Annotated in this window: 15 protein-coding genes; 2 read left to right on the top strand and 13 right to left on the bottom strand. The window is 54.8% G+C overall.

Going from position 1 to position 17,576, the window contains the following annotated elements; genetic code table 11:
* The 13 genes from wzyE to trxA form a co-directional block, all read right to left on the bottom strand.
* Window positions 1-1,377 (bottom strand): ECA oligosaccharide polymerase, encoded by a 1,377-nt coding sequence (wzyE, locus tag E5C26_RS00845; RefSeq protein ID WP_135314667.1) that lies wholly within the window; start codon window positions 1,375-1,377, stop codon window positions 1-3.
* Entirely contained in the window at window positions 1,374-2,459 is a 1,086-nt protein-coding gene (locus E5C26_RS00840) for a TDP-N-acetylfucosamine:lipid II N-acetylfucosaminyltransferase (protein ID WP_135314666.1), read from the bottom strand. The genes wzyE and E5C26_RS00840 overlap by 4 nt, the downstream gene beginning before the upstream one ends.
* Window positions 2,456-3,706 carry a lipid III flippase WzxE gene (gene wzxE / locus E5C26_RS00835; protein WP_135314665.1) on the bottom strand — a complete coding sequence of 417 codons (1,251 nt, stop codon included), beginning with the start codon at window positions 3,704-3,706 and terminating at the stop codon, window positions 2,456-2,458. The genes E5C26_RS00840 and wzxE overlap by 4 nt, the downstream gene beginning before the upstream one ends.
* 1 nt (window position 3,707) lies before the next feature.
* Window positions 3,708-4,838 carry a dTDP-4-amino-4,6-dideoxygalactose transaminase gene (rffA, locus tag E5C26_RS00830; protein WP_135314664.1) on the bottom strand — a complete coding sequence of 377 codons (1,131 nt, stop codon included), beginning with the start codon at window positions 4,836-4,838 and terminating at the stop codon, window positions 3,708-3,710.
* Window positions 4,825-5,556 carry a dTDP-4-amino-4,6-dideoxy-D-galactose acyltransferase gene (rffC, locus tag E5C26_RS00825; RefSeq protein WP_135314663.1) on the bottom strand — a complete coding sequence of 244 codons (732 nt, stop codon included), beginning with the start codon at window positions 5,554-5,556 and terminating at the stop codon, window positions 4,825-4,827. Before rffC ends, rffA begins: the two co-directional genes overlap by 14 nt.
* Window positions 5,534-6,415: a glucose-1-phosphate thymidylyltransferase RfbA gene (gene rfbA / locus E5C26_RS00820; RefSeq protein ID WP_135314662.1), complete on the bottom strand. Its 882-nt coding sequence runs from the start codon at window positions 6,413-6,415 to the stop codon at window positions 5,534-5,536. Before rfbA ends, rffC begins: the two co-directional genes overlap by 23 nt.
* A 51-nt stretch (window positions 6,416-6,466) precedes the next feature.
* Window positions 6,467-7,534, bottom strand: a complete 1,068-nt coding sequence (gene rffG / locus E5C26_RS00815) for a dTDP-glucose 4,6-dehydratase (RefSeq protein WP_135314661.1) — start codon at window positions 7,532-7,534, stop codon at window positions 6,467-6,469.
* Window positions 7,531-8,793 carry a UDP-N-acetyl-D-mannosamine dehydrogenase gene (wecC, locus tag E5C26_RS00810; RefSeq protein WP_135314660.1) on the bottom strand — a complete coding sequence of 421 codons (1,263 nt, stop codon included), beginning with the start codon at window positions 8,791-8,793 and terminating at the stop codon, window positions 7,531-7,533. Before wecC ends, rffG begins: the two co-directional genes overlap by 4 nt.
* Window positions 8,790-9,920 carry a non-hydrolyzing UDP-N-acetylglucosamine 2-epimerase gene (gene wecB / locus E5C26_RS00805; RefSeq protein WP_135314659.1) on the bottom strand — a complete coding sequence of 377 codons (1,131 nt, stop codon included), beginning with the start codon at window positions 9,918-9,920 and terminating at the stop codon, window positions 8,790-8,792. The genes wecC and wecB overlap by 4 nt, the downstream gene beginning before the upstream one ends.
* 84 nt (window positions 9,921-10,004) lie before the next feature.
* Window positions 10,005-11,057: an ECA polysaccharide chain length modulation protein gene (gene wzzE, locus E5C26_RS00800; protein WP_037410117.1), complete on the bottom strand. Its 1,053-nt coding sequence runs from the start codon at window positions 11,055-11,057 to the stop codon at window positions 10,005-10,007.
* 20 nt (window positions 11,058-11,077) lie between these two features.
* Complete coding sequence (gene wecA, locus E5C26_RS00795; protein ID WP_135314658.1) at window positions 11,078-12,175, bottom strand: UDP-N-acetylglucosamine--undecaprenyl-phosphate N-acetylglucosaminephosphotransferase; 1,098 nt, start codon at window positions 12,173-12,175, stop codon at window positions 11,078-11,080.
* 315 nt (window positions 12,176-12,490) lie between these two features.
* On the bottom strand, window positions 12,491-13,750 hold the full coding sequence (rho, locus tag E5C26_RS00790) for a transcription termination factor Rho (RefSeq protein WP_004950874.1): 1,260 nt from the start codon (window positions 13,748-13,750) through the stop codon (window positions 12,491-12,493).
* A gap of 578 nt (window positions 13,751-14,328) precedes the next feature.
* Window positions 14,329-14,655 carry a thioredoxin TrxA gene (gene trxA / locus E5C26_RS00785; RefSeq protein ID WP_037422813.1) on the bottom strand — a complete coding sequence of 109 codons (327 nt, stop codon included), beginning with the start codon at window positions 14,653-14,655 and terminating at the stop codon, window positions 14,329-14,331.
* Window positions 14,656-14,772: 117 nt separating this feature from the next.
* On the opposite strand from trxA, the gene rhlB reads away from it, so the two are divergent.
* Window positions 14,773-16,059 (top strand): ATP-dependent RNA helicase RhlB, encoded by a 1,287-nt coding sequence (gene rhlB / locus E5C26_RS00780; RefSeq protein ID WP_012004630.1) that lies wholly within the window; start codon window positions 14,773-14,775, stop codon window positions 16,057-16,059.
* A gap of 6 nt (window positions 16,060-16,065) precedes the next feature.
* Complete coding sequence (ppx, locus tag E5C26_RS00775; RefSeq protein WP_135314657.1) at window positions 16,066-17,562, top strand: exopolyphosphatase; 1,497 nt, start codon at window positions 16,066-16,068, stop codon at window positions 17,560-17,562.
* The last annotated feature ends 14 nt before the right edge of the window (window positions 17,563-17,576 follow it).

Here is a 17,576-nt window from a genome sequence, read left to right as displayed (position 1 = left end):
TTACAAAAGGCCGTCGACCCGCACGGATGAAGCAGGCGGTGTCAGCGTTCGCGAACGCAGAACCCGCGCCTTAATCAATCCGGCAGTATCAAACAGCCAATAAAGCAATTTTGCCATCAGCAAACAGGCGCCGAAAATGAGGCAGAAGAACACCACCCGCGAGACAAAGGAATCCACCCCTTCTCGTGCCAATACGATGATGTTGAATACCGCGCCAAAGCAGAAGCCCTGCAATATGGCGGCTTTATAAGGGTTCGATTCGCTTTTGCCCATCTCATACAGCCAGTCGAACCATTTGATGATCATCCCCACCAGTAGCGCGCCGACAGGAATGAACAACGCGCCGCCCATCACCACCAGCGAACCAATCAGCGTCGGTGAGATCGCCAGGCCAGAATGGTTATCCAGCACTTCCCAGGTGAAATAGTTGGCGGTATTGAGCACCGTGTCCGGTCGGCCCGGCCACAGCCAGCTCGGAATGAACACATAGAAATCACGCACTATCGGCGCCAATCCCTGGAAATCAATCTTGTCGTAGTTTTGCAGCAACAACGCCAAATTTTCCCACGGCGAGAAGGTGTCACGCGTCAGATAAAGGAAGGTATAAAACGCCTCGGGGCCACTGACGTCCAGGCTATAGCGCTTTAACGCCAGCCAGAACATGCCGACAATTCCGAACACCCCGGCGGCCACCAGCATCCACAGCGAGATCCAGCCGCGTACGATGCCGATAAACAGAAACAGCGAGAAAGCGATAATGATATTGGCGCGGGTGCCACCAACAATCACATAGGTGAGGATGCCAAAAGCCACCGTCGCCGCCAGGAAAAAGAACCAGGCACGCAAATCCTGCTTCAGGAAATACACAACCAACATCGCCGGAATGAAGAAATAGAAGAACCGTTTGAGCGCTACGCCCGACACGTCACTGGAGAAAATCTGGCTGTAAGAGTTGAGCTTGAACAGCAGGAAACCGTTTTGCAGAAAGAAAATGCCGACGGTAACGATCGCCACCAATGCCAGTAAAATCCAGGTCAGATGGGTTTCAACCCGGTTCATGCTGAATACCGGTTTACGCGGCTGTACGCTGCGCTTACGCAGCCGGGTTTTATAACTGACGTAGTAAATCGCATAAAACGCGGTGGCCGAAAGAATCGCGTACAGCAAGAACTCGACCGGTACCACCTCAACGTCAAACTGAAACACCAGCAGGCAGGTCAGCGGGAAGCCGAAGTAAAACGTCAGCAAATACAACAGTGAAAAGAAGACGTTGAAGTTAAAACGGACGCGCCGAAACTCCTGATAGGTCAACGTCAGAACAAACAACGTGCCAATCAGGTAGACGATAAATAACCCGCCAAATTGCGCCAACGTCATGAATTATCCCCTGCTGCCAGGGCTAATGCCTGTTGCCAGCCATCAACGTAGTTGGGATTAAAGAAGGCGATCGTCTGCTTGTCCACTGACGCCAGTTGGCGCTGCGCTTCACGCACTACCGCCTCATCCAGCGAATCACCGTAGAACAGCACCGGCAGATGCTGCTCCGCCAGATCCTGCCAGAACGGGTTCTGCCGGCTCAGCACGAACGGCACGCCAAACTGGATCAGCAGGCAAAGCGTACCGATCCCCTGCTGGCGGTTAAAGATAAAGTAGCCAAGGTCGCACTCGCGCAGAATGTTCAGGTAGTCGTCAAACGCCACCTGCTGCGTCAGCACCTGCAGGTTCCGGGCACTGAACAACGCCAGCCCGGCAGTGCGGACCTGTTCAATATAAGCCTCGTTGTTGGCCGGATAGCCCATCGGCAGGATCACGCGCACATCCGCGCCAAACTGTTGATGAATCGCTTTCAGTGCCTCAACGTGGCGGTTGGTGCGATCGCCGGAGTTGCCCACCAGAATGGTCATCGGCCCGGCCAGATTTTTCTCTACGCTGATACCGGTCAATGCCGGATCCATCCGCGTCGGGAAATACAGCAGGGAGGCAGGTACACGCGCATGTCTCTGTTGGTAGTGGATCACATCACCACGGGTAGCGAATACGCGTCCAACACGGCCTTGTGCGATGCGGCGCAGCAAATAGAACAGGCGGAATTTCCAACTGGTGGCGTCTTCATACAGATCAGCGCCCCAGATATGCCAACTGACCTGATGGGCTTTGATTTTGCCGCTCAACAATGCCAACCACAACGTCGGGTTAAACTGCCCATGGAAGAAGAAACGCTGGTCGCGATCGGCCTGAGCACGGGCTATAACCGCCATCGCCAGGCTTTTCTTATCCGGATGACATTCAAGGTTCAGTTCGGGGAACGCCCCTAACCCAGCGGCATCTTTGGTAGCCACCATGAAATGGCGTGTCTGATCGGACGGCAGGCGCTTCGCCAACACGTCGTTGAAGAAACGCAGCACCGTCTGATTGTGATGCGGGATGTCAGATCCCAGTACGTGAATCAGTGTAGTCATACTCGTCTACGATAAAGAATAAATACGCAGCTACAGAGCGTGAAATACACGATGTAGGTTGCCATGTAAGCCTGTGCCGCACCCAGCGCGCCGTGCAAGGGGATCAACCAATGCGAGAACAGCGTCAACAGCAGAAACTGGCTGACTTCGGTCAGGATATAAAAACGCAGCGACGCCTTGGCAATAACCAGATAACCAAATACATAAGCGCCAACCTTGAGCACATCCCCCACCAGTTGCCAGGCGAACAGATCGCGCATCGCGACGAACTTGTCCGTAAACAGCAGCCAGATGGCGAAATCGCGTAGCAACCAGACCGTGAAGCTTGCCGCCGCCACCGCAGGCAGCACAAATTTTAGTGAGCGCACAATCTCCTGCGAGATAGCGCTTTTTTCCTTTAACCGCGACAGCGTTGGCAGCAGATAGACGGTAAACGAGGCGGTAATAAACTGCAGATACGCGTCGGAAATGCTGCTGACGCCCTGCCAAATCCCCACCTCTTCCCAACTGTAATGGCTTGCCAGCAGGTTACGCATCATCACATAGGCCACCGGCAGCGTCACTGAAGTGATCAACGCCATAATGGTGAACTTGCCAAGGTGGCTGGCCAGCGCCTTGTCCCATGCCAGCGCCAAATAGCTCAGCGGCAGGGTTTTGCGTCGCCACAGCATCAAACCGGCGGGAAACACCACCAATGCCGGTACCAATGCCAACCCCGCCAGGGCACCTTCATAACCGCCCAGCCTGAAGCACAGGTAGTAGGCCACCACGCCAATCAGGCTGCCACCGATCACCGAAAGCGCATTGCCCATCGCATCGCGAAAGCCCTTCAGCACCGCCATAAACAGGTTGGCGTAAGCAATACCCATCTGAATGAACGCCACCGCCCGCACCACCCCAACATAATCAGCATGGCCGAATAGCCCGATACTGATAGGTTTGGCCGCGAACAAGAACACCAGCGCCAACAGCGTGGAAAAAACCAGCACGATGGTCGACGCCGTGCCAACAGCCAGCCGCAACCGCTGCGGATCCTGATGGTATTCGGCAACGTATTTTGTGATGCCGTTAAAAATCCCGGCGCCGGACAGCACGCCCAGTACGGTAATCAACTGGCGGAAGTTACCCGCCTGACCCACACCGCTGGGACCAAAGGCCACCGCCAGCAGTTTCACCACCAACAGCCCCACACCAATCTTGATAAGCGTAGAGCCGGCGGTCCAAATCGATGCTTTTGCCAGCGACATATCAGGCGAAGAAGCTGAGGATGGTATTGATCACTGTGCGCTGAGTGATATCAGTCATATTGTAGAACAACGGCAAGCGTACCAACCGCGCGCTCTCCTGGCTGGTGAAGCGATCTTCACCGGCAAAGCGGCCAAAACGATCGCCCGCCGGGCAATCATGCAGCGGAATGTAATGGAACACCGTCATGATCTCGGCTTCTTTCATGTAATCGATAAACGCCGTGCGGTCTTCAACATCGCGCAGTTTGATATAGAACATATGCGCATTCTGCACGCAGCCCGCCGGGATGGTCGGCAGCACGATACGGCCCGCCTCGGCTAACGGCAGCAGGCTATCGTAATACTGCTGCCACAGCGCCAGACGACGTTGGTTGATTCTTTCGGCCACTTCCAGTTGCCCCCACAGATAAGCGGCCTGCAGATCTGACATCAGATAGCTGGAGCCGATATCGCGCCAGGTGTACTTGTCCACCTGGCCACGGAAGAACTGACTGCGGTTGGTGCCTTTCTCGCGAATGACTTCCGCCCGATCAATCAGCGCCGGATCGTTAATCAGCGTGGCACCGCCCTCACCGCCTGCGGTGTAGTTTTTGGTTTCGTGAAAGCTAAAGCAGCCAATATGGCCGATGGTGCCCAGCGCTTTCCCCTTGTAGGTGGACATCACGCCCTGCGCGGCATCTTCAACTACATACAATTTGTACTTTGCCGCCAGCGCCATGATGGTGTCCATCTCGCAGGCTACGCCGGCGTAATGCACCGGCACAATGGCACGGGTCTTGTCGGTGATGGCCGCTTCAATCTTGCTTTCATCGATGTTCATGGTGTCAGGACGCAGGTCAACAAACACTACGGTGGCACCACGCAACACAAAGGCGTTAGCGGTTGAAACAAAGGTGAAGCTCGGCATGATCACTTCATCGCCCGGCTGAATATCCAGCAGGATCGCCGCCATCTCCAGCGAGGCGGTACAGGACGGCGTCAACAGCACCTTCGGGCTGCCAAACCGCTGTTCCATCCACTGCTGGCAACGACGGGTAAAACCACCGTCACCGCACAGCTTGCCACTGCCCATCGCAGCCTGCATATAGTCAAGTTCAGTGCCAACAACCGGTGGTGCGTTAAATGGGATCATGTCTTCCTCTGTATAACCAGTACGAGGTGCTTTCAATAACAGCACCTTGTCGTTGATAGAGCCGTAGCGCGGCCAGATTACCTAGCTGGGTCGCAACCCGCAGGCGCTGCAGCGCCCCTTGGCGGCACTCTGCCATGGCTGCCGCCATCAGTCGCGAGCCAATTCCTTTACCTGCCGCGCCCGGAAAAGCCGCCAACAGGCCAATGCGAGCTTCCTGACCACCAAGCTCACGCAGGCTGACAAAGCCCTCCGGCTGCCCAGTATCGTCCAGCGCCAGCAAGCATTGATGGTCAAAGGTTCCCATTACCGCTTTTTCGACCCACTCGGCATAAAAGCGGCCGCTGTCCTGGCAGTGATACCAGGGGGCGCGGAAACGGCTGGAGATGAACACGCTGGCCGCCGCCTCACGCAGCATCGGGATATCGGCCGGCACCGCCGGGCGAATGGCCTGCGGCGTCACTGAATGAGGTAATGCACATTCCGTGCCGAGATTCAGCACCAGATCGACTTCACCCTCAACCAGTTGGAAGCCTAAACGGGCCAAACCGTCCGCCCAGGCCGTTTGCTGCGCCGGAATTTTGGCCTGCACCAATGCGTAAGCATCCAGTTCAGCCTCGGTGGGCATCGGAGCCGCCGTAGAGAAGTTGAGTTTGGCGCTGTTAAGGGCGAAAAACTCTGTTTCCCAGGCTAAGGGCTCAATACTGGCGCGGACGGGCATGCAGCAGATCCAGCAGGTATTTGCCGTAACCGGTTTTCAGCAACGATTGTGCGGCACGCTTCACACTGTCATCGTCCAGCCAGCCGTTACGCCAGGCAATCTCCTCCAGACAGGCAATTTTAAAGCCTTGACGTTTTTCCACCGTCTGCACAAAGCTGCTGGCTTCCAACAGGCTGTCATGGGTGCCGGTATCCAGCCAGGCGAAGCCACGGCCAAGCAGTTCAACGGTCAGTTCGCCACGCTCCAGGTACATCTGGTTAATGCTGGTGATCTCCAGCTCGCCACGCTCCGAAGGTTTCACCTGTTTGGCGAATTCCACAACCTGGCTGTCGTAGAAATACAGCCCAGTCACCGCCCAATTGGATTTAGGCGCTTTCGGCTTTTCTTCAATCGACAGCGCGCGGAAATTATCATCAAACTCCACCACGCCAAAGCGCTCAGGATCCATCACCTGATAACCGAACACGGTCGCGCCCTGCGTACGGGCGGCAACCGTCTTCAGTTTCGGACTAAAGCCTTGGCCAAAGTAAATATTGTCCCCCAGCACCAGGCAGCTCGGCTCGCCTGCAAGGAATTCTTCGCCAATCAGAAACGCCTGTGCCAGGCCATCGGGGCTGGATTGTTCGGCATAGCTGAGGTTAATGCCGAACTCTTCGCCGCTGCCCAACAAGCGTTTGAATGAGGGTAAATCTTCTGGGGTAGAGATGATCAAAATGTCGCGGATCCCCGCCAGCATCAAAACTGACAACGGATAATAAATCATCGGCTTGTCGTAAATAGGTAATAGCTGTTTGGATACGCCGCGGGTAATGGGATGTAAGCGTGTACCGGAACCGCCCGCCAGAATAATACCTTTCATACTCACTCCAGAATCCACAGGGCCACCATTCGAGCGGCAGCCCAGCTAAATTTAGTCGGATAAACCTAAACGTTCACCTGCATAGGAACCGTCTTGAACACGGCGCCACCAGGTTTCATTGTTCAGATACCAGGAAACCGTTTTGCGGATGCCGCTTTCAAAGGTTTCCTGCGGACGCCAGCCCAGCTCCCGGTCAATTTTTCCGGCATCTATCGCGTAGCGCATATCATGGCCCGGACGATCCTTGACGTAAGTAATCAGGTCGCGGTATTTCTCAACGCCCTGTGGCTTGTTCGGCGCCAACTCTTCCAGCAGATCGCAGATAGTTTGTACCACCTCAATATTCTTGCGCTCGTTGTGGCCGCCGATATTGTAGGTTTCGCCGACCACGCCTTCGGTAACCACCTGGTACAACGCACGAGCATGGTCTTCCACATACAGCCAATCACGCACCTGCGCCCCATCGCCATACACCGGCAAGGGTTTACCGGCAACGGCATTGAGGATAACCAACGGAATAAGCTTCTCAGGGAAGTGATAGGGGCCGTAGTTATTGGAACAGTTGGTAACCAATGTCGGCAGGCCATAAGTACGCAGCCAGGCGCGAACCAGGTGATCGCTGGAAGCCTTCGAGGCCGAATACGGGCTACTTGGCGAGTAAGGCGTGGTTTCGGTGAACAAATCGTCCGTGCCATGCAGATCGCCATACACTTCATCGGTGGAAATGTGATGGAAACGGAAGCTTTGCTTTTTCTTCGCGTCCAGCGGCTGCCAATAATGGCGGGCCGCCTCCAGCATGGTGTAAGTACCCACCACGTTGGTTTCAATAAATGCCGCCGGGCCGTCGATAGAACGGTCAACGTGGCTTTCCGCTGCCAGGTGCATGACCACATCCGGCTGGAACTCGGCAAACACCCGATCCAACGCCGCACGATCGCAGATATCTACCTGCTCAAAAGCATAGCGTGGGCTATCGGCCACCACTGAAAGCGACTCCAGATTGCCCGCATAGGTGAGCTTGTCGACCACCAGGACGCTGTCCTGCGTGGCTTCAATAATGTGCCTCACCACCGCGGAGCCAATAAAGCCGGCGCCTCCAGTAACTAAAATACGTTTCACCGCCAAACCCCTTTGGTATCCACGATCCAGGATTGCGTGATCTCTTCCGGCTTGATTGCCTTGAATTGCTTATGGTCAACCAGCATCACAATCACATCAGCCTGCTGCAACGCTTCCGGCAACTCTTTCAGCGTCACGTGGCCAGCCAGCGATTTCGGCAGTTGCTCCACGTTTGGCTCAACGACCAGCGTCTCTCCCACGTGCCAATCGGCAATCAAATGCGCCACTTCTACCGCCGGACTTTCGCGCAGATCGTCGATATTCGGTTTGAAGGCCAGACCGAAGCAGGCAATTTTCACTTCTGAGGCTCGCTTGTCGGTCGCCGCCAGACAGTCGGCAACCGCCGCTTTGACGCGATCAACCACCCACAGCGGTTTTCCGTCATTGACCAGACGCGCAGTATGAATCAAACGTGCCTGCTGCGGGTTTTGCGACACGATAAACCACGGGTCGACTGCGATGCAGTGTCCGCCGACGCCAGGGCCTGGCTGCAGGATATTCACCCGCGGATGGCGGTTGGCCAGGCGAATAAGCTCCCAGACATTGATGCCCTGCTCGGCGCAAATCAGCGACAGTTCGTTAGCAAAGGCAATATTCACATCACGGAAGCTATTTTCAGTGAGTTTGCACATCTCTGCGGTGCGGGAGTTGGTAATCACACACTCGCCTTCGAGGAAAATCTTGTACAACGCGCTGGCACGTTCCGAACATTTTGGCGTCATGCCGCCAATAACGCGGTCGTTCTGAATCAGCTCAACCATCACCTGCCCTGGCAGCACGCGCTCTGGGCAGTAAGCGATGTTCACATCGGCGGATTCACCGGCCTGCTGCGGGAAGCTGAGATCGCTGCGCGCCTCGGCCAGCCACTGCGCCATTTGCTCGGTGGCACCGACCGGTGAGGTGGACTCCAGAATAACCAGGTCGCCCTTCTTCAGCACCGGTGCCAATGATTTCGCCGCGGCTTCAACATAAGCCAGATCCGGCTCGTGGTCACCTTTAAACGGCGTTGGCACCGCGATCAGGAAAGCATCTGCCGCCAGGGGTTTCGTCACCGCCTGCAGATAGCCGCCGTCGACCGCGTCTTTCACCACTTTATCCAGATCGGGTTCAACGATATGGATCGCGCCACGGTTAATGGTATCCACCGCATGTTGGTTAACATCTACGCCCACCACTTTTTTCTTGCGGGAGGCAAACGCCGCCGCCGTTGGCAGGCCGATATAACCCAGACCGATAACCGAAATAGTGTTAAAACTCATAGTGTCACCTGATGATTCTTCAAAGCTTCGAGAATACGCTGGCAGGCATGCCCGTCACCGTAAGGGTTATGCGCCCGACTCATGGCGTGATATTCGTCTTCGTCCGTCAGCAACCGGGTAACCGCATCAACAATTTTGGCTACGTCGGTGCCCACCAGACGCACCGTGCCCGAATCGACCGCTTCAGGCCGTTCAGTGGTGTCGCGCATGACCAGCACCGGTTTGCCCAATGACGGGGCTTCTTCCTGAATACCGCCAGAGTCGGTCAGGATCATATAAGCGTTAGCCATCAGGTACACAAAGGGCAAGTAATCCTGCGGGTCGATCAGGATGATGTTATCAATCCCTTTCAGAATACGGTTGACCGGCTCACTGACGTTGGGATTGAGATGCACCGGGTACACGACCTGCACATCGGGATGAGTGCGGGCAATTTCTGCCAATGCGCTGCAAATCCGTTCGAATCCGCCACCAAAGCTTTCACGACGGTGGCCGGTCACCAGGATCATTTTTTTGTCGGCATCCAGGAACGGATAACGCTGTGACAGGCTGTCATGCAATGCAGCATCACTCATCACCCGATCGCGTACCCAGAACAGTGCGTCAATCACCGTATTGCCGGTGACAAAGATATGATCGTCCGCTATCAGTTCGCGCAACAGGTTCTGACGCGAATTTTCCGTCGGGGCAAAATGATACATCGCCAGATGGCCGGTCAGCTTGCGGTTGGCCTCTTCCGGCCACGGGGAGTAGAGATCGCCGGTACGCAGACCCGCCTCTACGTGTCCAACCGGGATACGCTGATAGAACGCCGCCAAACTGGTCGCCAGCGTGGTGGTGGTATCACCGTGAACCAGCACCACGTCCGGTTTGAATTCTTCAAGAACGCCTTTCAGGCCTTCCAGGATACGGCAGGTGATCTCACTCAATCCCTGGCCGGGCTTCATGATGTTCAGGTCGTAATCAGGCACTATCTCAAATAACCGCAATACCTGATCCAACATCTCACGATGCTGTGCCGTAACGCAGACTCTTGATTCAAAGGCTTCATCCTGAGCCAGGGCATGTACCAGCGGGGCCATTTTGATGGCTTCAGGTCTGGTGCCGAAAACTGTCAACACTTTCACAGCGAATCTCTTTTGGTCGGTTAACCGCAGGCGTACCTGCGAATTGGGCGCTTACGCGCCCTTCAGCGAATTATTATATTATTTTTAATTACGCGGCCGACGCACCAGGGCAACACCTGCGCCAACCAAAGCGCCCATCGCGCCCCACATGATCAACCAGAATATCCGCCGTGGGCTATCACGTTTTACCGGTTCTTCCGGGGTCCGCAAATAGCGGTAAGTCTGAAATTTCTCGTCCAATGTCGGGCCGACGTTCAATGTCGACAGCATCGCACGATTTTGATCGTAATCCAGATCGAAGGTTGGCCCTGAAGCCTGTAGCCCTTCCAAACGCGCCTGCAGCATAGGTTTGCCCAGCAGGAACAGATCGGAGTCCGGCAGTTGCTCTGCCGGCGTATCGGTCTGAGTCCGGCTGATACCCTGCGTCTCGGCAATTTTCAGCGCCTGTTGAATGGTATTCAATTCACGCTTATACACTGCCGCCGCTACCGCTTCCTGGCGCTTGACCTGCGCCTTCATCGAGGTGGTACGGGCCGCCCAGGCCCCCTGGATCTCTTCGTTCAGATGCTGTGCCGCCCGGTGGCTGGCGAACGCCACGTATTGACGCAACAAACGGTTAGCATCGGCTGCCGTTTCCGCCGTCAGCTTCACGCCGTCGTTCGGCACTTTTTTATCATCGCGTGGGGTAAACTGAATGTTGTTAATCAGTTCGTCGAGCAATGCCGCATCGGCAGCGGCATCGCCTTCCTGGCGCTGTTTGTAATAATCGCTCTGCAGCCAGAAATCGCGACGCGTATCGTAGGCCGCCAACTGCATAATGAATTCATTATAGGCTTCGTCAGCAATACCGGGTTGATCGGTGCTGGCGGCCGGCATGGTCCGCACATCCAGATTACGCAGGAATTGTTGCTGGGAATAATACCCCCCTAACGCATTCACTGTTGGCCGATCGGTAATCGCCGTCGCACTCCACTCCTGTTTCACCAGGTAGGAAACCATCAGTGCAACCACGGCGAATAACACCGCAATACCGATAATCCATGGCTTACCACGCCACAGGGTGCAGCACAGGCCGCGGATATCGAGTTCGTTATCCACCGCCGGGATATTCTTGTCAGACCTTGTTTCTGGATTCATCACTGCCCAAAAGCCTCTGGTTAAGATACTTGCTTATTGCCGTTCGAACGCCGCAGACGGCGCTTGATACGCTTAATGTAACGTGCAACACGCCAGGCGCGTTTAATGCAGTAACCGTATAAAAAGAAGGCAAGCAAGAATAATGCCAACATTACCCATTCAGGGATAAAAGTAAGGCGTTCGCCAAGCACGCCGATGGCTGCCAGCAACGCTGCCGCCAGGGTTATCAACACGAAAGCCTGCCGTGGCGTAAAGCCCGCGCGCATAATCAGATGGTGAATGTGTTGGCGGTCAGGGGAGAAAGGGCTCATCCCTTTGCGTAAGCGACGGTACATGATCGCAATCATGTCCATCAGTGGAATAGCGATAATCCACAGCGCAGTAACCGGATTGATGGAGTGAGCTTTGCCCTGCGAGCTTTGCAGCAACAGCCAAATGGCGGTGAAACCGATCAGCGTGCTACCGGCATCCCCCATAAACACTTTATACCGGCGGCCAAGAATGCCGAGGTTAAGCAGGATATAAGGCACGATGGCGGCAATCATTGCGAAGCACCAGAAAGCCAGGTCAGAATGACCACTCAGGTACAACAACACGCCCAGCGCACCGAAAGACACGCACGACAGCCCACCCAGCAAGCCATCAATGCCGTCGACCATGTTAAAGGCGTTGATGGCTGCCCAGACGGCAAATAGCGTGACCAGGTAGCCAAACGGCCCCAGCAGCATTTCCCAGTCGCCCAGCACATGACCAAAACTGCGCAGGTAAAGCCCGGCGAAAACCATCATCGCGATGCCGACCAGTGCCTGAACCAGCGCACGAATTTTAACGCTGATATCGAAACGATCGTCAAGAGCACCAACGAACACTAATATCCCCGCGCAAGCGAGGTAGAGTTTGCCATGCGCAATCGTTTGGTCAGAGATAAGGAAGGCAAAGCACAGCCCGGCATAAACAGAAATACCCCCGACCAGAGGGATCAGCCCCTGATGGCGTTTGCGGTAATTAGGTTTATCAACCAGACCAATACGTTTTGCTGCTTTACGGGCAACAAAGAGAAAAGCCAAAGAAAACAGGAAAACAAATAGAATTTCAGTACTCATAGTGAGTAAGTTCACAGTTAACAAGATCTCTGTAGAAGATAAGGCAGCTTAACACGGGCGACAGGTTGCGCCATGATATCCCGCTACCTTTCAGTCATTTCCTATGACGACAGCCATTCATTCTTATTCCACTATGTGTCTGCCTGCTGTTTCGGTAGTAACAATGCGCGAACGACGAAACACCGACCGCAAATAAGATGAATTCTCAGTAAGTCACGAAAATAACTTACGTTTCCATTTCTGTTACTTATCGTATCTTCCAAAAGCAAAAAACGCCACGACTAGGCGTGGCGTTCTTGGAATATTTACTCAATTATGAGCGCATCGTCATTATGAGCGCTTCATCATATCGAAGAATTCATCGTTGGTCTTGGTCATGGCCAACTTGTTAATGAGGAATTCCATCGCGTCAATCTCACCCATCGGGTGAATGATTTTACGCAGGATCCACATTTTCTGCAGTTCTTCAGAGGTGGTGAGTAATTCTTCTTTACGGGTACCAGAGCGGTTGTAGTCGATAGCAGGGAATACGCGCTTCTCGGCGATTTTACGCGCCAGATGCAATTCCATGTTGCCGGTACCTTTAAACTCTTCGTAGATAACTTCGTCCATTTTCGACCCGGTATCGACCAGCGCAGTAGCGATGATGGTCAGGCTGCCGCCTTCCTCAACGTTACGTGCCGCACCGAAGAAACGCTTGGGACGATGCAGGGCGTTGGCATCCACACCACCGGTCAACACTTTACCGGAAGCCGGTACAACGGTGTTGTAGGCACGCGCCAGACGAGTGATGGAGTCGAGCAGGATGATCACGTCTTTCTTGTGTTCAACCAGGCGCTTGGCCTTCTCAATCACCATTTCTGCAACCTGAACGTGGCGAGATGCCGGCTCGTCAAAGGTAGAAGCGATAACTTCGCCCTTCACCAGACGCTGCATCTCGGTCACTTCTTCCGGACGTTCGTCGATCAGCAGTACCATCAGCACGCAGTCTGGATGGTTGTAAGCGATGCTCTGCGCAATGTTCTGCAGCAGCATGGTTTTACCGGCTTTCGGCGGTGCAACAATCAGACCACGCTGACCACGACCAATCGGCGAAGCCAGGTCCAGCACGCGTGCTGTCAGGTCTTCGGTTGAGCCGTTGCCGCGTTCCATCCGCAGACGGGAGTTGGCATGCAGTGGGGTCAGGTTTTCGAACAGGATCTTGCTACGGGCGTTTTCCGGTTTGTCGTAGTTAACTTCGTTAACTTTCAACAGGGCAAAGTAGCGCTCGCCTTCTTTTGGCGGACGAATCTTACCGGAAACGGAGTCACCTGTACGGAGGTTAAAACGGCGGATTTGGCTAGGGGATACGTAGATGTCGTCGGGGCCTGCAAGGTAGGAGCTGTCTCCGGAACGGAGGAAACCAAATCCATCCTGCAATATCTCCAACACGCCATCGCCGAAGATATCTTCTCCACTTTTCGCATGTTGCTTAAGGATAGAGAAGATAATGTCCTGCTTGCGCATGCGGGCAAGGTTTTCCAGCCCCATATTTTCGCCGAGAGTAATCAGCTCAGAAACCGGCGTATTCTTTAATTCGGTAAGATTCATAGTGGTGGGTTCTTAAACTCGGGGTATGTCTCGAACTTATATCGTGAATGGTATGGCAGCGGGATATCTCTTCCGTCTTTCTGGTGGTCGCGTTGGCTTCTCTTGTTCATCCCAAAACCTAGCGGACTAAGCTGCGGAGATGCTTTCGGTTGCCGACTGGCCACACCTTGAAATCCATTGGATATTCGTGCCTGTTTACTGGACGCTCGATCACCGGGCGCTGAGCCGTCACGGTAAGAAATGGCTTACAGAGGACGCGCGCATTGACGGTTTAAGATCGAAGGTACCTTAAAATTGATTTTGCAAAACCGTTTGATTGCTAAAACGCGGGCTGAGTTCATTTTTTCTTTCAACGCCAGCGGTTCAACACAGAGTAAAGCTTTAGATTTAGACTCTTTAGATTTAAAACTTCGGGCAAGTTCTATATGCAGTATGGTTAAACTTAACACGCTTCTTGGCAGGCGTCTAGCGGTGAATTGAACATCCCCACCAGACGCCTGTATATCCCCGTTGTCTCTCACGCGGCAGCATTTTTAGCCGCCGCATCACATCCACTGGGCATAGGGCTTCCCGCCCGATTACAGATTCGCGTTAAGGAAATCTTTGAGCTGACCTTTGGACAGCGCACCAACCTTGGTCGCGGCCACTTCACCGTTCTTGAACAGCAACAGCGTAGGGATACCACGGATACCGTACTTGGGTGCGGTTGCCGGGTTCTGGTCGATATTCAGCTTGGTGATGGTCAGTTTGCCTTCAAACTCATCGGCAATCTCATCCAGAATCGGAGCAATCATCTTGCACGGCCCACACCATTCAGCCCAGAAATCGACCAGGATTGGCCCTTCAGCTTTCAGCACGTCGGTGTCGAAGCTGCCGTCAGTCAGGTGAATAATTTTATCGCTCATGTTCTACTCCAAAGGATTGTGTCTACCTTGTTGGTGTAGCATTAACCAACCTAAGGTGACTTTATTTCACCGGATACGCTTTCGTAAAGCAATAGTTAGCTGATATTCTACCACACTATGAGCAAAACACACTTGACCGAACAGAAGTTTTCCGACTTCGCCCTGCACCCGTTAGTCCTTGAAGCCCTTGAAAAGAAAGGGTTTCAACATTGCACGCCTATCCAGGCGTTAGCATTGCCGCTCACGCTCTCTGGGCGTGACGTTGCAGGTCAGGCGCAAACCGGTACCGGAAAGACGTTGGCATTTTTAACGTCTACTTTTCACTATTTGCTTTCTCACCCGGCGAAACAGGATCGCAAGATCAACCAGCCGCGCGCCTTGATCATGGCGCCAACGCGTGAACTCGCGGTGCAGATCCACTCCGATGCGGAAGCCCTGTCCCAGTCCACCGGCCTGAAAATGGGTCTGGCGTACGGCGGCGATGGCTACGACAAACAGCTGAAAGTGCTGGAAAGCGGCGTGGATATCCTGGTGGGGACTACCGGTCGTTTAATTGATTACGCCAAACAGAACTATATCGATCTGGGCGCGATCCAGGTTGTGGTGCTGGATGAAGCCGACCGCATGTACGATCTGGGCTTTATCAAAGACATTCGCTGGTTGTTCCGCCGTATGCCTGCGGTCGATCAACGCCTGAACATGCTGTTCTCTGCCACCCTGTCCTATCGCGTACGCGAGCTGGCTTTCGAGCAGATGAACAACGCTGAATATGTTGAAGTGGAACCGGAACAGAAAACCGGCCACCGTATTAAAGAAGAATTGTTCTACCCGTCCAACGAAGAAAAAATGCGTCTGCTGCAGACGTTGATCGAAGAAGAGTGGCCTGACCGCTGCATCATCTTCGCCAACACCAAACACCGCTGTGAAGACGTCTGGGGCCATCTGGCTGCCGATGGTCACCGCGTAGGCCTGTTGACCGGCGATGTGGCGCAGAAAAAACGCCTGCGTATTCTCGATGACTTCACCAAGGGCAACCTCGATATTCTGGTCGCCACCGACGTCGCCGCCCGCGGTCTGCACATTCCGTTGGTTACCCACGTCTTCAACTACGACTTGCCTGACGACTGCGAAGACTACGTTCACCGTATCGGTCGTACCGGCCGTGCCGGCGAAAGCGGTCATTCCATCAGCCTGGCTTGCGAAGAGTACGCGCTCAATCTGCCGGCGATCGAAACCTATACCGGCCACAGCATTCCGGTAAGCAAGTACAACAGCGATGCGTTATTGAGTGATCTGCCTGCGCCAAAACGCTTGGCACGCCCACGCGGCGGCAACGGCCCACGCCGTAATTCCGCGCCACGTCGTGGCGGTGCGCCACGCAATAACCGTAAACGTTCAGGCTGATAGACCATGCTCAGTTCCAGCGCACTTTATGCCGCTATCGACCTTGGCTCCAACAGCTTCCACATGTTGGTGGTGCGCGAGGTGGCCGGCAGTATTCAGACATTGGCGCGCATCAAGCGCAAGGTGCGTCTGGCGGCCGGGCTGGATCAAAACAATCTCCTGTCACAGGAAGCCATGCAGCGCGGCTGGCAATGCCTGAAGTTGTTCTCCGAACGCCTGCAGGACATTCCACGCGCACAGATCCGAGTGGTCGCCACGGCCACGCTGCGTCTGGCGTCCAATGCCGATGAGTTTCTGCAAACCGCAGAGCAAATTCTCGGCTGCCCGATCCAGGTGATCAGCGGTGAGGAAGAAGCACGGCTGATTTACCACGGCGTTGCCCATACCACCGGCGGTCCGGACCAGCGTTTAGTGGTCGATATCGGCGGCGGCAGCACCGAGCTGGTTACCGGTACCGGTGCACAGGCGGCTCAGCTGTACAGTCTGTCGATGGGGTGTGTCACCTGGCTGGAGCGGTTCTTCAGCGATCGCAATCTGGGGCTGGAGAATTTCGAGCGGGCCGAACAGGCTGCACGTGAAATGGTGCGTCCCATCGCACCACAGCTGCGTCAGCACGGTTGGCAAATCTGCGTCGGCGCTTCCGGCACCGTCCAGGCGCTGCAGGAAATCATGGTGGCACAGGGCATGGATGAACGAATCACCCTGTCCAAACTACGCCAATTGAAACAGCGCGCCATTCAGTGCGGCAAGCTGGAAGAGCTGGAAATTGAAGGCCTGACGCTGGAGCGCGCTCTGGTGTTCCCAAGCGGGCTGTCGATCCTGCTGGCAATTTTCCAGGAGTTGGGCATCGAAAGCATGATGCTGGCCGGCGGCGCACTGCGTGAAGGTCTGGTCTACGGCATGCTGCATCTGCCGGTCGAACAGGACATCCGCAGCCGTACCATTCGCAACCTGCAACGACGTTACCTGTTGGATACCGAGCAGGCCGAACGCGTCAGCCAGCTGGCTGCCAACTTCTCACAGCAGGTGAGCAATGAATGGCAATTGGATACGCGATGTCGCGAGTTATTGCACAGCGCCTGTCTGATCCACGAAATCGGCCTCAGCGTTGATTTCAAACAGGCGCCGCAACATGCCGCCTACCTGATTCGCCATCTGGATTTACCCGGTTTCACCCCGGCGCAGAAAAAACTGCTGGCCACCCTGCTGCAAAACCAGAGCAACACTATCGATCTGCCACTGCTGAGCCAACAAAACGCCCTGCCGCCGCGAACGGCGCAACGTTTATGCCGGATTTTGCGCCTGGCCATCATCTTCGCCAGCCGTCGCCGCGACGATACGCTGCCGGCGGTACGCCTGCGTGCCAATAATGATGATGAGCTGACGGTGATCCTGCCGCCAGGTTGGCTGGAACAGCACCCGCTACGGGCAGAGTTGTTGGATCAGGAAAGTCATTGGCAAAGCTATGTTCATTGGCCGTTGATACTGGAAGAACAACGTTGATATGACAAGGGCGC

Origin of the sequence: Serratia proteamaculans, assembly GCF_004684015.1 — a bacterium.
GTDB lineage: Bacteria > Pseudomonadota > Gammaproteobacteria > Enterobacterales > Enterobacteriaceae > Serratia > Serratia proteamaculans_F.
The sequence above is the reverse complement of the archived record's forward strand: the minus strand, read 5'-3'. Positions and strand labels throughout refer to the sequence as shown.

Excerpts from the sequence above, each read along its gene's own strand:
- wzyE (WP_135314667.1), bottom strand. The coding sequence starts at position 1,377 with ATGACGTTGGCGCAATTTGGCGGGTTATTTATCGTCTACCTGATTGGC.
- E5C26_RS00840 (WP_135314666.1), bottom strand. The coding sequence starts at position 2,459 with ATGACTACACTGATTCACGTACTGGGATCTGACATCCCGCATCACAAT.
- wzxE (WP_135314665.1), bottom strand. The coding sequence starts at position 3,706 with ATGTCGCTGGCAAAAGCATCGATTTGGACCGCCGGCTCTACGCTTATC.
- rffA (WP_135314664.1), bottom strand. The coding sequence starts at position 4,838 with ATGATCCCATTTAACGCACCACCGGTTGTTGGCACTGAACTTGACTAT.
- rffC (WP_135314663.1), bottom strand. The coding sequence starts at position 5,556 with ATGCCCGTCCGCGCCAGTATTGAGCCCTTAGCCTGGGAAACAGAGTTT.
- rfbA (WP_135314662.1), bottom strand. The coding sequence starts at position 6,415 with ATGAAAGGTATTATTCTGGCGGGCGGTTCCGGTACACGCTTACATCCC.
- wecC (WP_135314660.1), bottom strand. The coding sequence starts at position 8,793 with ATGAGTTTTAACACTATTTCGGTTATCGGTCTGGGTTATATCGGCCTG.
- wzzE (WP_037410117.1), bottom strand. The coding sequence starts at position 11,057 with ATGAATCCAGAAACAAGGTCTGACAAGAATATCCCGGCGGTGGATAAC.
- rho (WP_004950874.1), bottom strand. The coding sequence starts at position 13,750 with ATGAATCTTACCGAATTAAAGAATACGCCGGTTTCTGAGCTGATTACT.
- trxA (WP_037422813.1), bottom strand. The coding sequence starts at position 14,655 with ATGAGCGATAAAATTATTCACCTGACTGACGGCAGCTTCGACACCGAC.
- rhlB (WP_012004630.1), top strand. The coding sequence starts at position 14,773 with ATGAGCAAAACACACTTGACCGAACAGAAGTTTTCCGACTTCGCCCTG.
- ppx (WP_135314657.1), top strand. The coding sequence starts at position 16,066 with ATGCTCAGTTCCAGCGCACTTTATGCCGCTATCGACCTTGGCTCCAAC.